The organism is Streptomyces sp. NBC_01445 (assembly GCF_035918235.1).
In the GTDB taxonomy this organism is placed as follows: Bacteria; Actinomycetota; Actinomycetes; order Streptomycetales; family Streptomycetaceae; genus Streptomyces.
On record NZ_CP109485.1, the window covers coordinates 162,977 to 176,858 of the forward strand.

General features: G+C 70.1%; 13 protein-coding genes and 2 pseudogenes. 7 read left to right on the forward strand and 8 right to left on the reverse strand.

Annotation, left to right across the window (positions count from 1 at the left end; translation table 11 throughout):
* Positions 1–397: 397 nt before the first annotated feature.
* Positions 398–736: a MerR family transcriptional regulator gene (locus OG574_RS00800; protein ID WP_326771368.1), complete on the forward strand. Its 339-nt coding sequence runs from the start codon at positions 398–400 to the stop codon at positions 734–736.
* 193 nt (positions 737–929) lie between these two features.
* Here the strand turns inward: OG574_RS00800 and mihF are convergent, their stop codons facing one another.
* The 3 genes from mihF to OG574_RS00815 all read right to left on the reverse strand — a co-directional run bounded on the left by mihF (position 930) and on the right by OG574_RS00815 (position 2,141).
* Positions 930–1,244, reverse strand: coding sequence for an integration host factor, actinobacterial type (gene mihF / locus OG574_RS00805; RefSeq protein WP_326771369.1), 315 nt, complete (start codon positions 1,242–1,244; stop codon positions 930–932).
* 92 nt (positions 1,245–1,336) lie between these two features.
* Positions 1,337–1,540, reverse strand: a complete 204-nt coding sequence (locus tag OG574_RS00810; RefSeq protein ID WP_442816781.1) for a helix-turn-helix domain-containing protein — start codon at positions 1,538–1,540, stop codon at positions 1,337–1,339.
* Positions 1,541–1,817: 277 nt separating this feature from the next.
* Positions 1,818–2,141 (reverse strand): STAS domain-containing protein, encoded by a 324-nt coding sequence (locus OG574_RS00815; RefSeq protein ID WP_326771371.1) that lies wholly within the window; start codon positions 2,139–2,141, stop codon positions 1,818–1,820.
* Positions 2,142–2,387: 246 nt separating this feature from the next.
* On the opposite strand from OG574_RS00815, the gene OG574_RS00820 reads away from it, so the two are divergent.
* Positions 2,388–2,744 (forward strand): PRC-barrel domain-containing protein, encoded by a 357-nt coding sequence (locus tag OG574_RS00820; RefSeq protein ID WP_326771372.1) that lies wholly within the window; start codon positions 2,388–2,390, stop codon positions 2,742–2,744.
* 27 nt (positions 2,745–2,771) lie between these two features.
* A complete protein-coding gene (locus tag OG574_RS00825) occupies positions 2,772–2,945 on the forward strand; it encodes a hypothetical protein (protein WP_326771373.1) in 174 nt (57 codons plus the stop codon).
* 144 nt (positions 2,946–3,089) lie between these two features.
* Here the strand turns inward: OG574_RS00825 and OG574_RS00830 are convergent, their stop codons facing one another.
* From OG574_RS00830 to tnpA, 3 genes are all read right to left on the reverse strand, one after another.
* On the reverse strand, positions 3,090–3,287 hold the full coding sequence (locus tag OG574_RS00830; protein WP_326771374.1) for a hypothetical protein: 198 nt from the start codon (positions 3,285–3,287) through the stop codon (positions 3,090–3,092).
* Between the two features lie 244 nt (positions 3,288–3,531).
* The gene (locus OG574_RS00835) at positions 3,532–6,063 is read right to left on the reverse strand and encodes a hypothetical protein (RefSeq protein ID WP_326771375.1); all 2,532 of its coding nucleotides are present in this window, start codon (positions 6,061–6,063) and stop codon (positions 3,532–3,534) included.
* Positions 6,064–6,526: 463 nt separating this feature from the next.
* Positions 6,527–6,958 (reverse strand): IS200/IS605 family transposase, encoded by a 432-nt coding sequence (gene tnpA, locus OG574_RS00840; protein ID WP_326771376.1) that lies wholly within the window; start codon positions 6,956–6,958, stop codon positions 6,527–6,529.
* A gap of 26 nt (positions 6,959–6,984) precedes the next feature.
* On the opposite strand from tnpA, the gene OG574_RS00845 reads away from it, so the two are divergent.
* Both OG574_RS00845 and OG574_RS00850 read left to right on the forward strand, forming a co-directional pair.
* Positions 6,985–8,304, forward strand: coding sequence for an RNA-guided endonuclease InsQ/TnpB family protein (locus tag OG574_RS00845; RefSeq protein WP_326771377.1), 1,320 nt, complete (start codon positions 6,985–6,987; stop codon positions 8,302–8,304).
* A 269-nt stretch (positions 8,305–8,573) separates the two neighbouring features.
* Positions 8,574–8,729, forward strand: a pseudogene (locus OG574_RS00850) (IS110 family transposase); the annotation flags it as partial.
* Positions 8,730–9,065: 336 nt separating this feature from the next.
* Here the strand turns inward: OG574_RS00850 and OG574_RS00855 are convergent.
* Positions 9,066–11,309, reverse strand: coding sequence for a serine/threonine-protein kinase (locus OG574_RS00855; protein ID WP_326771378.1), 2,244 nt, complete (start codon positions 11,307–11,309; stop codon positions 9,066–9,068).
* Between the two features lie 208 nt (positions 11,310–11,517).
* Positions 11,518–11,718 (reverse strand): transposase, encoded by a 201-nt coding sequence (locus OG574_RS00860; RefSeq protein ID WP_326771379.1) that lies wholly within the window; start codon positions 11,716–11,718, stop codon positions 11,518–11,520.
* A 20-nt stretch (positions 11,719–11,738) separates the two neighbouring features.
* Between OG574_RS00860 and OG574_RS00865 the strand changes: the two are divergent.
* Positions 11,739–11,990: pseudogene (locus OG574_RS00865) on the forward strand (integrase core domain-containing protein); the annotation flags it as partial.
* Positions 11,991–12,397: 407 nt separating this feature from the next.
* A complete protein-coding gene (locus tag OG574_RS00870) occupies positions 12,398–13,597 on the forward strand; it encodes a PP2C family protein-serine/threonine phosphatase (protein WP_326771380.1) in 1,200 nt (399 codons plus the stop codon).
* Positions 13,598–13,882: the final 285 nt, after the last annotated feature.

Consider the following 13,882-nt stretch of genomic DNA (forward strand, 5'->3'; position numbering starts at 1 on the left):
CGCGCACCGGGAAGTTCGGCAGTGGGGTTCTAAGCCAGAGCAGATGCAGGACGGGCGACGGGGCTGGCTGCCGAAGAGTGACGCTTACTCAGGTCACCGAGTAGTTCGCATCACCAGCGGTAGGTAAGTGATTGATCCCAGAGGGAAGAACGGAGGAGTTGAGCGCCATCAGGATCGCCCGGGCGGAGTGTTGAGCCCGGGTACCGCAGGACATCGATAGTGAGGTGGTCTCCGGTCAAGCAACCGCGATCCCCGCACCCCCGACAACTCCCAGGTCGGGGCGGCGGACACAGAAGGCCGACGCAGTAATAGGGTCGGCAGATGGTGTAGCAGTTCCTTCGGGGCCCTGGTGCGGTACGGCACCAGGGCCCCTCCGCGTGTTCCACAGAGAGGTGAAATGACAGCAGACGACTCGTTCGGACGTCTCGATGACGACGACTACCCCGCCTACACGATGGGCCGGGCCGCCGCGATGCTCGGCACCACCCAGGGCTTCCTCCGTGCCATCGGCGAAGCCCGCCTCATCACACCGCTGCGCTCCGAGGGCGGCCATCGCCGCTACTCCCGCTACCAGCTGCGCATCGCCGCCCGCGCCCGGGAACTCGTCGACCACGGGACCCCCATCGAGGCCGCCTGCCGCATCGTCATCCTCGAAGACCAGCTCGAAGAAGCACAGCGCATCAACGCCGAATACCGCCGGCGTGGCGAGTCCTCCGCTCCGTCGGCCTCGGCCTGAGACCCTGTGACTACCCCAGCGGTTTCGCGGCTGCCGCCCGCACATGCTGCCCGGAACGCCTCACGTCCTGGGCAACTTCGTCGGACTGTGTGACCGACAGCCCTGGTCTCCCGTCGGGGCCAGGGCTTCATTTCTGCGGGCCCTGTCCCGTGCCCTGCTGGGGTGGGGTGGTGGACTACGGCAGCGCAGCCGGTCAGGCTTGCGGCGGGAAGAGTTCGAGCAGGCGTGCCTTCTGGCGGGAGCCGAGGCCCTGGACGCGGCGGCGCTCGGAGATGTCGAGGTCGGCCAGGAGCTGGGCGGCGCGGATCTTGCCGATGTTGGGCAGTCCTTCCAGCAGGCGCTTGACGAGCATCCTGCCCACGACCGGGTCATCTCGGTCGAGTACCTCCTGCAAGGAGGTGCGTTCGTGCTTGAGCGCGTCGAGCAGTTCGCTGCGTTCGCGGCGGACGGCAGCCGCCTTCCGGAGGTTTTCCGCGCGGGCTTCGGCGGTTAGGGCAGACAGGGGCATCGCTCTGCGGTCCTCTCGTCGTACGGCTTGCGTCGGCCATCATGACGCGTCCGCAGGGGCGGTGACCAGCGGGTTCGCCGTGCCGCGGCCGGTTATGCGCTGGGCTGGCTGCGGGTGTCTCCGCCGCGGCCGCGCAGGGTGACACCGGCTTCGGTGAGGATGCGGTGGACGAAGCCGTAGCTGCGGCCGGTGTCCTCGGCCAGGGCCCGGATGCTCGCTCCGCCTTCGTACGCCTTCTTCAGCTCGTTCGCGATCTTGTCGCGTGCCTCGCCGGTGATCCGCGTTCCCTTGGCCATGGCCGTCCCCTTCGTCGTTCGACGTTCGGAGTGGTGATCATCGCGCATCGATCGGGCGTCCGGCAGCCCGATCCGCACACCCGGGCGAGAACCAACAGGGCGCGATTGCGCTATCGGTGACTCCGCTTCCCTGACCCTTTATCGGACTTGTGTTCATTGACGGCGATGGGCCGCCCGGCACGTGCGGTCACAGAACTTCTTGTCACTGCGAGCGCCCGCCGGCAGCGGCCTGGAGCAGAGGACGTACGCGCACCGGCACACCCGCCCGGCCATGACTTCACCCCGGCTGCTCGATGGTGAAGGCGCTGCCGGTGTGGGACAGCCGCAGCAGCCGGGCCAGGGCGTGCGGGACCGCGTACAGCCGCAGTTCCACCCCTTCGGCCTTCGCGGCGCGGGCGGCGGCCAGCAGCGCGGACAGGCCGGAACAATCCACGAAGGTCAGCCGACCGCAATTCACGTCGACGCGGTCGTGGGCGGACACGGCGGCCCGGAGGGCTTCCCTGATGTCCGGGGCGCTGACCAGGTCGAGGTCCCCGGCCACGGTCACCCGGCAGCTGCCGGGCCCGGTCGGGTGCACTGCGACCTGGAGCGTGTCGTGCACGGCGCCCCCTTCGGGACTGCGATGTCGCGTCACTGGGCGGGGTCGTGATTCCAGAAAACGCCCTGCCCAGACGCCGTGTCCATCCCCGTCACTCACCGCCTGGCGCCCGTCACGCGGCCAAGAAGAACCGTCGCGGCCCCGCCGCCCGCCATGACGCGAGGCGCCCAGGCTGGTGTGGGCGGGCTTGGCGGGGCAGGCTGAGAAGTGCACCGGCTCAGGCATACCGCCGCGCGAAGGGAACCCGGGATGATCAAGATCGCGGATATTCGCGAGTGGCGCACCCACGACGTCGTCGACGCGGGCGGCCACAAGATCGGCACGATGGAGGCCGTCTACGTGGACACCAGCACCGACGAGCCGGCCATGGCCACCGTCCAGGTCGGGCTGCCCACCCGCCGCCACCTGGTCTTCGTCCCGCTGAACGGCGCGCTCGTGGGCCCCGGCTACGTGAAGGTCGACTACGACCGGTCGCTGGTGAAGAAGTGCCCGGCGATCGGCACGGACGACGTTCTGCCCGCCGAGGACGAGGCGGCGGTCTTCGCGCACTACGGCCTGCCCTACCAGAGCGGCGCGAACGGTGAGCGGCAGCTCGCCCGCCGCTGACCGACCCACCGAGGAGGTGCCCGCTCCATGAGACTCTTCCTGATCCTCGTCATCGCGGCGATCGTGCTAGGCATCATCGGCGCCGTCGCCAAGGGGCTGCTTTACCTGCTGATCATCGGCATCGTGGTGTTCATCGCGGCCCTGGTGTACCTGGGCGTGCACCTGCGGCGCTCCGGCCGCCGCAGCCGCACGCTCCGCTGAGACGTCTTGAGCTGCCGGGCCGGCAGGGGGCCCAAACCAGAACCGGCCGGTCCCGGCAGCCCCGGGTGGCCGGGCAGGCTTCCGGGGCTGCCGGCCGGTGGCGTGATGCGGGCCCCGGGGGAAGGCCGTCGCACCGACGCCGGTCTATCGGATGGGCCACAGGCAGCGGCTTGCCAGCATCGTCCACTCCCGGTCAGTCTGGCCGGGCACGACACGCCCCGCCGCACTCCAGTGCACTGCCAGCGCGGCGTAGATCGGCTCGTCCGAGCGAAGCCGGACGGCTTCACTGGTGCGGCCGACTAGGTCGATGACGGGTGCCGGCCGCACGGTCATCGCGGTCATGGTCGTACTAACGCGCCGCCCCGGTCCTGGTCACCCTGCGGTACGGCGCCGCTGGGCGAGGGCGGCGCGCCTGGGCCTCGTCGAGAAGCAGGGCGAACTCCGTCAGCGCGATGCGCTGGACGTCCTCGGCGGTGACCGGCTCGGTGTTGGTGCGGCGGGCCTGGGCGAGTTCGGCCGCGCCTCCCGGGCCGTGACCAGGGCCTGGCGCGCGAGGTCGACCCCGCTCAGCTCGCCGCTCACGCCATCACCGCCCCGGCCATGTCAGCGTCCAGTGGACGCGCGACGAACCCGGCGAGCCGGTCCGACCACGGCGCGGGCACGGCCGCCTCGGTCCGGACTGCGACCTGCTCGCGCAGCTGCTCCAGCCGCGTCGCCAACAGGTACTGCGCGGTGCGCTCCCGGGCGGCGTCGGCGGACTTGGTCGCAGCGACGATGGCGTCCGCGCCGTTCGGGTTCGCCCGAGCCGCCCGAGTGCGCTGCTGCGGTACTCCGGCAGCGCCTGCTCCACGGTCTGGAGCGCGTTGAAGGCGAACGCGGACGCTCGCAACGCCGGGTCCGTGTCCAGCTCGCCCGGCTCCACCAGCTCCAGGAGGTGGCGCCGGGCGCGCTCGATGTCGGCCTCCAGCGACGCCCGGACGTCGGCGGTGACGGTGGCGCCGTCGCCGTCACCGTTCAGCGCGGCCGCCGCGACCAGACCGGCCTCCACGATCAAAGCCTCGGTCCGGCGCCGATAACCGCACGCCTCGCACAGCCCGGCCGCCGCGCCCTGCCCGCGGTCCTCGCACGGCAACGCCTGACGGACCGCGTCGGCGGCGGCCGCGGCCTGGCGCTCGCGCTCCGTCCGCTCCTGCGCAGCTGCACGTGCCGCGTCCCGGCGGGCTTGCTCCGCGCGGGCCTGCTCACGCCGGCACACGAAGCTCTCCGCCTCGATCGCGGCCTGTTCCTGGAGCCGCTCATCGAGGACCTGGCGGCGCTCGCCGATGGTCAGGCCGGGCAGCTGTCGGTCGACCTCCGCCGCGATCTTCGCCCGCCGGGCACGCCGGATGTGGACCACGTTGTGGCAGTTCTCGCAGTCGCCGCCGGTGTCCAGCCGGATCCCGTCGTCGCACCGCCGGTCCGAGCATGCCTGACGCTGCACCAGGCCCCGCCGGGTCAGCCACGGGTACGGACGATCGACCAGGGCCTCTCCGCCGGTCTCCTCCAGCCGGTCGGTGAACCGGTCGGCCAGCAGCTGCGGCGCCATCTCCGGCCGCATCAGCATGCCCGCCAGCCGGGTCAACTCCGCCTGCGCCGCCGCCTCGACCTGGTCCTGCTGCCAGCCGGACAGCCGCTCCCACAGCCCCGCGACCGGCCCCAGAGCCACCCGCACACGAAGATCAGCCGGAAGGCCCACCCTCCGCTGCCGCTGCGCCTTGTCCCACCCCACGGGCTTTTGCCGGCCACCGGCACCAGCCCCGCCAGCGCGCTGTCCATCCCGCTCATCGACCGGAGACTCCTTCGGCCTTTCCCCGCGAAGCGGGCCGACCTCCGCCACCGGCGGCGCTGATGCCGCTGCGGCGTCGGCGGACTGGCCCTCGCGTACGCACGCGCGCTCCGGCCGACGGCCCTCACCCCCACGGACTTCGCCGGAAAACCCAGACGAGAGCTGCGGAGGAACTACCGGAGTAACCACACAAGCGTGGTCTGCGTGGAGCTCTGCACCATCAGGACGCTCCCGATCCCCCGCCCTCTCGACCGCCTCAGCACCGCACAGCCCAGATGTACCAAGGGCAGCGGCACCCTGGTCCGGAGCATGATCTCCGACTGCACCATCGGGACGCTGCGAAAGGATGGTCTCGGGGCCCGAAGAGGCCTCCACAGGGGCCAGCACCCGGCCGTAAGCCTGGGCGACCGGCAGCAGCATGACCCGGCCGCGGCCGCGCATCCGCGTCTCCGTCGCTTTGCGGCCCCGCGCGACGACCTCGGCCTCCGTCAGCCGCGCCAGGACCTTCCGCGCGCCGGACGGCGTGCAGCCCAGCAGCCGCGCCAGCGTCGCCGCCCCGCGCCCCTCCTTCGACTTCACCGAGCCGGCGCACAGCTGCAGCCAGCCCGACGCCCGGGTATTCAGCATCATCATCAGCAGCCCGAGCCGGTCGGTCGCCGCCCCCTTGCCCGTACGGCCGGCCAGCAGCCCCGCCGGGATCACCGAGCCGTCCTCAAGCGTCCAGCCTGGCGAGAACAGCGTCTCGATCAGGCGCAGCAGCACCGCCAGCTCCGCCTTCGACAACGCCAGCGGGTGCGCCGCTCCCCCACCCTTGCGGGCGTTCCACAACGGCATCACCAGGCAGTCCAGCCCCCTCACCTGCCCCTCGGCGTCGGTCACCACCCGAGTGCGCAGCGCGCCCGAGCCGCGCAGCGCGGGCAGCACCTTGTGGTGGACCGTCGACTCGTTCATGCCCAGCCACCGGCCCAACTGCGGACCCTTGATCGAGGTCTGGTTGTCGTCCTTGCGGCCCTTGGGCGCCCGCGACTTCGCGTACAGCACCACCGCCGACAACCGGGCAGCATCCCCGAGCCCGACCAGCGACTCATCCGCCAGCAGCGCCCGGACCGCGGCGAGCAGCCGCAGCCGCATCTCCCGACCCAGCCGCAGCGCGTCGTCCATGCTGCCGTCGCCGGGCTGCCCGGCAGCCGGCACCCACCGCAACCGGCGCGGCGAACTCCAACTCGCAGGCCCAGCCCTGGTGTTACCCAGGAACTCGGGCGCCAGTGCGCCCCCATCCGTTGCTGTCGTCATGACGCGGTTGTGTGCGCCAGAGGGGATACCCCCCGCGAACACGCGCGATGGGAGCACCGGAGCTGCGCAGAGAGTCAGGTGATCGTTCCGCATGCCTTCCCCAAGGAGCGGAAGGGGTCGGGACGTGACTGTGAATGCAGAAGAAGTTTTGCCCGCGGCACTCTGGCAGCCGACGAACGGGGGATGAGACGGATTTAGACGGCAGAGCGCCCGGTGAGCCCGAGTTCCAGGAGCCAGTCCGGGGGAGCGGGCCGGGCGGTCTCACCGCGTTTCCACACCGGCGACTGCCACATCGAGCGGCCGCCCTGCCCCGCCGCCGTCCGCCTTCAAGCACCCGGCGACAGGGGTCTTCAATCGGCTCTACCTTTGATCTTGGCCAGTGCTCCGCCGTTTACGGCGGGGGTGAAGGCCATCTCAGGGCTGCTCTGACCCGCGCGGTTCGCACGGGTCCGCAGTGTTGTCCTCAGCCGGTGGGGCGCTGCTGGTTTTCGATGTACTGCTTGACGACGGTCAGCGGTGCGCCGCCGCAGGATCCGGCGAAGTAGGAGCCGGACCAGAAGTGTCCGCCCCACAGGTAGCGGCGCACGTGTGCGCTGTGTTCCTGGCGGAGCCTGCGGGAGGAGACGCCCTTGAGGGAGTTGACCAGTTTGGAGAGCTGGACCTTGGGCGGATAGTGCACAAGCAGGTGGACGTGATCCTGTTCGCCGTTGAACTGCTTCAGGTCGGCTTCGAAGTCCGCGCAGACCTCGCGCATGATCTCCTCAGTGCGCGTCAGCATGGCGTCGGTGAATGCCTTGCGCCGGTACTTGGTAACAAAAACCAAGTGGACATGCAGGTTGTAGACGACGTGGCGCCCGGTGCGCACGTCAGGATTCGGGTTCCATCGTGGTGACATAAGCCAACCGTAGTAGGGTGATTGTCATGGGCGAACTCGTGTGGGAGAAGCGGCAGTTCGGGCATCGCGCCCGGCTGGCGCTGACGCCTGCACAGGTCCGGCTCATGGATGACCAGGCGCACGCGGCACGCGCGATGTGGAATCAGCTCCACGACCTGTGGCGGATGACGCCGAAGTGTCAGCGCGCTCTGACGCGCATGGATCAGGCGTTGCGGCAGGCCCGCAAGGAGATCGACTGGTACGCGGTGCTGCCCGCGCAGGCCGCGCAGGCGGTACTCAAGACGTACTTCCAGGCGTGGCGGAACTGCTGGGACGGGCGTGCGGACGAGCCGAACTTCAAGGCCCGCTTCCGCACGGCATTGTCGGTGGACATCCCGCAGGGCCGGGATCTGCAGATCAAGCGAGTACACCGACGGTGGGGCCTGGTCAACATCCCCAAGGTGGGCCGCGTCCGCTTCCGCTGGACCAAGGACCTCCCCGTCGGCAAGCACGCCAACAAGGAGAACCGGATCACCGGGGCACGGCTGGTCAAAGACGGACTCGGCTGGCACATCGCCTTCCGTATCCAGACCCTTGAGCCCAAGCCGGAGCCCCACCAGGGTCCCGAGGTCGGTATCGACGCCGGGGTGAACCTGCCCCTTGCGCTGTCCGACGGCAGCCACCAGGACCACGACCGGCCGCCCCGACTCCCGGACGGCACCGCCGACCGGGACAAGTGGCTGAACCCGGATGAGAAGGCCAGACTGCTTCGCCTGGAACAGCGCGCCGCGCACCGCAAGAGCTTCCGCAAGCCGAAAGAGCGCAGCTCCAACCGGCTACACCGCACCTACGACCAGATCAAGCAGCTCCGCGCAAGAGCCACGCGCCGAGCAATCGACTGGCAGCACAAGACCACCACCGCCATCGCCAAGCAGTACGGCACGGTCGTGGTGGAACAGCTCAACATCACGAACATGGTCAAGTCCGCCAAGGGCACTACCGACCAGCCGGGGAAGAACGTCGCGCAGAAGTCCGGCCTGAACCGCTCCATCAGCCAAGAGGCATGGGGTCGCACCGTGACGATGCTGACGTACAAAACCGCCCGAAACGGCGGAACCCTCGCCAAGGTACCCGCCCCGAACACCTCCCTGCGCTGCTCCGCCTGCGGTTTCATCACGCCCGGCAGCCGGGAAGACCAGGCCACGTTCGTATGCAAGAACCCCGACTGCGGATGGTCCGGCAACGCCGACTGGAACGCAGCCCGGAACATCTTGCACCTGTACCGGATCGGCCTCGTGGCGATCCCGGCTGCCGGGAGGGCAGTCGTCAGGCGCACCCGTGGCGTCAAGCCCGCTGCCGCAAGGTAAGCAGGAATCTCCTTCCTGAGCCTGCGAAGGGAGGAGAGCACTTCAACTTCTTGGTCGGGTTGATCGAACCATTCGTAGGGTTGGGTCGCCCAGGGGCGCTGGGTGTGGCTAACAGTCGGCTGCCGTTTCTTGGCTCCGCAGGCTTCGCCGCCCAGCGCCCCACGACGACTCGACCGCCGATTAGGAAGTGCGAACAAGTCGCTGTGTAGAGCAATGCCGGCGAGGTCGTCCGTGGCACGAACAACACGAGCACGAACGTCAGGAGCGCGATGAGCCGGATATGGGCGGGGATCGACAGCTGCAAGGGCCACCACCACGGCCTCGCCCTGGACGCCGACGGCATGACCCTGCTGTCACGGCGGGTCGTCAACGACGAGCCCGAGCTGGTGAAGCTGATCGGGGACGTCCTGGACCTGGCCGACGGCTACGAGGGCCCTCGGCGACGAGGCCGTGGGGCCAGCGCGGACTGATGCCGCTCTGCCACAACGGTCCGGTCTCGGCGACGAGTTCAGCAATCACATCGGGCGTGAGGCCCGTGATCCGCTGGCTTCGGATCATTGCTGCACGTGCCCGGTTCCCCACCACACTGACCGTGATCAACGTCCCGACGCGCCACCGCCACCCCTGCACGAGCTCGTTAGACCAGAAACGCTACGGGCGGCGCACTCGCACAAGGCGCGACCTCGCTGCGTAGGCCACCGAGTGAGCCGCTGAGGTGTCCGCACGGCAAGGAAGGCGGCCGGCGGCCGGTGCCGCCGGGGTCAGCCCGACTTCGGCGGCTTCTGCGCGTCGAAGGCGAAGAGTGTGTTCTTGGCCGCGGCCACGATCACCGCACGCCCCGCAACGGTCACGCGCGGGCTTGCGCCCTGCTCGCCCGTCAAACCATCGGCCTGCGGGTCTGTTGTCCACAGGGGTTTGCCGTCGTACGGCGACAGCGCGACCACCCGGCCGGTGGCCGAGCTGAAATACAGCGCGTCGGCTCCCGCAACGGGACCCGACGCGCCCTCCACGCCCGTCTGCCGCGACCACTTCTTCCGGCCGGTCACGGGGTCGAGCGCTGTGACGAGACCGGTCTGCCCGCTCACGTAGACCGTGCCGTCCACCACGCCGGGCGTCCCCGCGTATGTCTTGGCCAGTCGGGAGTACGTGACCTTCCGCGAGGCCGGGTCGACCCGCGCCACCCCGTCGTACCCGGCCAGCGCCGTTCCCTCCATGTGCTCCTGAAGGAGTACGAGCCTGCCCTTGGCGACGCCCATCGGCACGGCGGGGCCGTTAACCGCGATGGGCCTGCCCAGTGTCCCCGAGGCGCGGTCGACCGTGTACAGGGTGGGGTGGCGCACCTCTGAGGCATCCACCTCCGCATCCGTCGCGCACATCGCCAAGAGCTGTGGGCCCACCGGGACGGGAGCGCACTGCGTACCCGCGGGGAACGACGTCGTCCAGGTAACCTCACCACTGTGCGCATCCCGGGCCTCGAAGCGGGAGTTGGAAGCGTCGACCGTCACGACGGCGGAGCCGACCACAAGGGCATCCTGAGTCCGACCCGTGACGGCCGTCGACTGGGCGCCGGACGGGACGGACCACAGCTCCCGGCCGCTGTTCGCGTCGATGGCCACCACCTCGCTGGCAGGGTCATGCGGGGCGTCCTGCGCGGCGAAGCGGTAACCGAGCACCGTGTCGTCGGTGGCGCCCACCAGGTGCATGCCCTGGACGGGGACGCCCGGACTCTTCGCCGTCCACACCCGCGAGCCGTCCAGGGCCCTGATACGGGTCGCGACAACACCGCCGCCCCCGCAGAAAAGCGCGTCGCCGCGCGCGACGCAACGCAGCTCGTCGGGGGTGTCCTCGCGACCGCCCTGCACGGTATTGCGCCACGGCTCGAAGCCGTCCGGAAGTGCGGCACCCGGCGCCGCAACGCTGTTGCCCTTGTCGGCGCCGCTGTTCCCGCCAAAACCGCCCGCCTTCAGCGCGGCGACTCCCCCGCCGATCGCCGCCACCGCGACCGCGGCCGCGAGCACAGGACGCCATCGGCGACGCAGACGGCGGCCGATGGGGGTATCGGTGCTCCCTGTATCGGGACCGGCCGGGGCGGTGGTCGGGGCAGTCGGCGCCGGGGTGGCCCGCGTCGCCAGGTGATGCTGGGTGATCATGTCGCGGGTGCGGCTCGTGCCAGCCCCGTTCGCGTCGGTTCCGCCGAGGTCGGCCGGCAGGTCCCGCAGTAGCACGAGGAGTTCGTCCGCCGAGGGGCGCCCCTTGGGCTCCTTGTCCAGGCACGACTCGACGATCGCGCGCAAAGCCGCCGGCACGGCACCCAGCGACGGCTCCTCGTGCACCACCTGATACGCCGTCATGTATGGGCTGTCCGCGTCGAAGGGCCCGTGGCCCGTCGCTGAGTACACCAGCAGCGTCCCCAGCGAGAAGACATCGGACCGCGGCCCCACACCACGCGGCGCCTGCAATTGCTCCGGCGACATGAAGGGCGGCGTACCGATGACCCGCCCTGTCATCGTCAGCGTCTGCTGGTCCACGGCGCGCGAAATGCCGAAGTCGATGACGCGCGGGCCCTCGGGCGAGAGCACGACGTTCGAGGGCTTCAGGTCACGGTGGACGACCCCCACCCGGTGGATGTCGCGCAGCGCCTCCGCCAGCCCGATGGCGAGCCTCCTCAGCTCCGCTCCGTTCAGCGGGCCCTTCGTGGCGATGCGCTGGGCGAGCGTGTGCCCCTCGATATAGGTCGTCGCCATCCACGGCTGCTCGGCCTCAGGGGCAGCGTCGACCACGGCGGCGGTGAACGCGCCGCTCACCCGCCTCGCCGCCGCCACCTCCTGCCGGAAACGGATGCGGAACTCGTCGTCCCCCGCGAACTGCTGGTGGATCAGTTTGATCGCGACAAGTCGCCCCGAACTCGTACGGGCCAGAAAGACCGTGCCCATGCCCCCCGAGCCGAGCCGCGCCTCAAGCGGATAACCGCCGATCTCGGCTGGATCACCTCCGCGCAGCGACACTCTTCCCGACCTCCCGTCCCCCGTGCACCTCTGCCGCCACGGGCCTGCGTACCTGTCCTGCACACAAACTAGCCGCAGGGCAGTACGGCAGAGCAAAGCGGGTGACGAACCGGGAGCCCAGGGCTGCTCCCGTGCCGCACACGACGAAGCCCCGCCGAGAGGACTTGAGTTCTAGCTTGACTCTGTCGGGGATCTTGGTGGCTCGCGGTCAACTGCCGAGGGTTCGCCAGGACTTCGGCCGGTAGATCTTGTGCTGGTCGAGGTAGTTCTGGAAATCGGTCGGCTGGCGGGGTGGGGGTGCTTCTGCGGCCGGTGGCAGCTCGCTGAGGCGCTCAATGTTGACGGCGATGGCGGTCAAGACGTGCTGGAGGTGGGCTTTGTCCTGTCCTCGGTAGCGGCAGCGTCGCATCCCGTGTCCGTGGGCGAACGGAGCTGGGCGTGACCAGATCGCGCGGCGCGGTCGGCACGAGTGCGGACAACGCCGCCGCGGAGAGTCTGAACGCGACCATGAAGCGCGAGACGCTGCAGGGTCGCAAGCGGTGGAACGGGGCGCGTGAGGCCCGCCTCGCGGTCTTCCGCTGGGCGACCCGCTACAACACCCACCGACGGCACTCCCGCCTCGGCCAGATCAGCCCGATCACCTACGAACAGCGATCAACTACGCTGGCCACCGCCGCATGACAACCGGTGTCCACGATCACGGGGAAGGCCCCGTGCGCGTCCTGGGGCCCGGTGCCAAGGGTGCGGCGGGCTGTCACGTGATCATCGTACGGGCGGCGACTGCCGCTCCACGCCGGTCCTGGGGACCAGCGGAACAGCCAGTAACGCTAAGCCGGTTCCGCAGGTAGTGGCGCCGCAACCGCGTCTCTCAGAACGGCCTTGCAGAACCCGGCGGTTGCGAGAGGGGTTCTGCGAGAACCGGCCTGGGCAAACGTGCCTGGCGCTGGCCAGCAAGAACGGTCCTCACAACCGGTCATTTATGCGAGGGACTGGGCGTGCCTGCCCGCCGCCGAGGTGGAACCGGTGTGAGATCGCATGTGAACAGTGCCCGCGGTCAGGCTGGGACATTCGCATGAGCGGAGGCAAGGATGCCGGGTGACCCGTTCGGGCTGGCCGAGGTGCTCGCCGCTGCGGAGGACGCGGCACCGGCGGCGTCTCTCGCCGTGGTGGCGCGCAATCTACGCGACCGGTTCGACGCGCGGGCGGTGTCGTTCCTGTTCGTCGGCGTCGCTGGCCGGCAGATGGTGCGGGTCGACGAGGGGATCGCCCCGCGGGCCGGCCTCGACGCCGATCAGATCCAGCTGGCCGGCAGCGTCTACGAACAGGTGCTGCGCACCCAGGAGTTGGTGCAGGCCCCCGACGCAGGGCACGGAAAGCGGGTGTTCGCCCCGGTGACCAACCGCGGTGACACCATCGGCGTCCTGGAGATGTCCCTGCCGCACGTCAGCCAGGAGATCCTGAACGAGGTTGGCGAGGCCGCGCACGCGCTGGCGTACATCATCGTCACCGACCGCCGCTTCACCGACCTCTACCGGTGGGGCCAGCGCGCTACCCCTCTCAGCCTGGCCGCCGAGATCCAGCGCCAGCTCCTGCCCGACGCGCCCTCCTGCGAAGCCGCACAGTTCGTGCTCGCCGCGTGCCTGGTCCCGGCCGACGACGCCGCCGGGGACACCTACGACTACGCCCTCGGCCACGACACCCTGCATCTTTCCGTCACCGATGCCATGGGCCACGACGTCGACGCCGCACTCATGGCCACCCTCCTGGTCAATGCCTCGCGCGGCGCTCGTCGCGACGGCGACAGCCTGACCGAGCAGGCCCGCCGGATCCACCAGGCTCTCCTCGACCACGGCCACGACACCATGGCCACCGGCCAGCTCCTGCGCATCGCCCTGGACGGGACCGGCGCACAGGTCGTCAACGCCGGACACCCCTGGCCGCTGCTCCTGCGCGACGGCACGGTGAACGAGGTGCGCCTGGACGTCGACCTGCTCTTCGGCGCCCCCGGACCCACCCCGTACCACGTACAGTTCCTCGATCTGCGCCCCGGCGACCGGCTCCTGCTCCACAGCGACGGCATGCAGGAACGACAAGCCGAGTCCGTCGACCTGCCCGGCCTCATGCGCGAGACCGCCTCCGAACATCCTCGCGAGGTCGTGCGCATCCTGGCAGCAGCGGTTACCGACGCCTGCGGCGGCCACCTGCCCGACGACGCCACGGTGCTGTGCCTCGACTGGCACGGCCCCCACCACGACGGCCGCCACGCCCACGCCGGAACCGGCCGATAAGCACTTCCCCGTGCCTATCCGGAGACCGCCGCCGAGAAGAGGCCATTCCTCTCCACCGTCCGCGTCGCCATCGCCGGCCACGGCCGGGCCGCGCAGCGGGCGCAGGCCGTCTCGGATGCGCCGCCCCTCAGCCGTCTTCCCCTTCGTCCTCGATGGCATCGGGGTCGCGGAAGGGCCGCAGGCACTGGCCGGGTCCGCTGGCCTGACCGGTCGGCATCGCCCCGCGCGGTTGTGAGAACCGTTCCTGCTGGCCAGCGCCAAGCACGTTTGCCCAGGCCGGTTCTC

Excerpts from the sequence above, each read along its gene's own strand:
- OG574_RS00800 (WP_326771368.1), top strand. The coding sequence starts at position 398 with ATGACAGCAGACGACTCGTTCGGACGTCTCGATGACGACGACTACCCC.
- mihF (WP_326771369.1), bottom strand. The coding sequence starts at position 1,244 with ATGCCCCTGTCTGCCCTAACCGCCGAAGCCCGCGCGGAAAACCTCCGG.
- OG574_RS00810 (WP_442816781.1), bottom strand. The coding sequence starts at position 1,540 with ATGGCCAAGGGAACGCGGATCACCGGCGAGGCACGCGACAAGATCGCG.
- OG574_RS00820 (WP_326771372.1), top strand. The coding sequence starts at position 2,388 with ATGATCAAGATCGCGGATATTCGCGAGTGGCGCACCCACGACGTCGTC.
- OG574_RS00825 (WP_326771373.1), top strand. The coding sequence starts at position 2,772 with ATGAGACTCTTCCTGATCCTCGTCATCGCGGCGATCGTGCTAGGCATC.
- OG574_RS00830 (WP_326771374.1), bottom strand. The coding sequence starts at position 3,287 with ATGACCGCGATGACCGTGCGGCCGGCACCCGTCATCGACCTAGTCGGC.
- OG574_RS00835 (WP_326771375.1), bottom strand. The coding sequence starts at position 6,063 with ATGACGACAGCAACGGATGGGGGCGCACTGGCGCCCGAGTTCCTGGGT.
- tnpA (WP_326771376.1), bottom strand. The coding sequence starts at position 6,958 with ATGTCACCACGATGGAACCCGAATCCTGACGTGCGCACCGGGCGCCAC.
- OG574_RS00845 (WP_326771377.1), top strand. The coding sequence starts at position 6,985 with ATGGGCGAACTCGTGTGGGAGAAGCGGCAGTTCGGGCATCGCGCCCGG.
- OG574_RS00860 (WP_326771379.1), bottom strand. The coding sequence starts at position 11,718 with ATGCGACGCTGCCGCTACCGAGGACAGGACAAAGCCCACCTCCAGCAC.
- OG574_RS00870 (WP_326771380.1), top strand. The coding sequence starts at position 12,398 with ATGCCGGGTGACCCGTTCGGGCTGGCCGAGGTGCTCGCCGCTGCGGAG.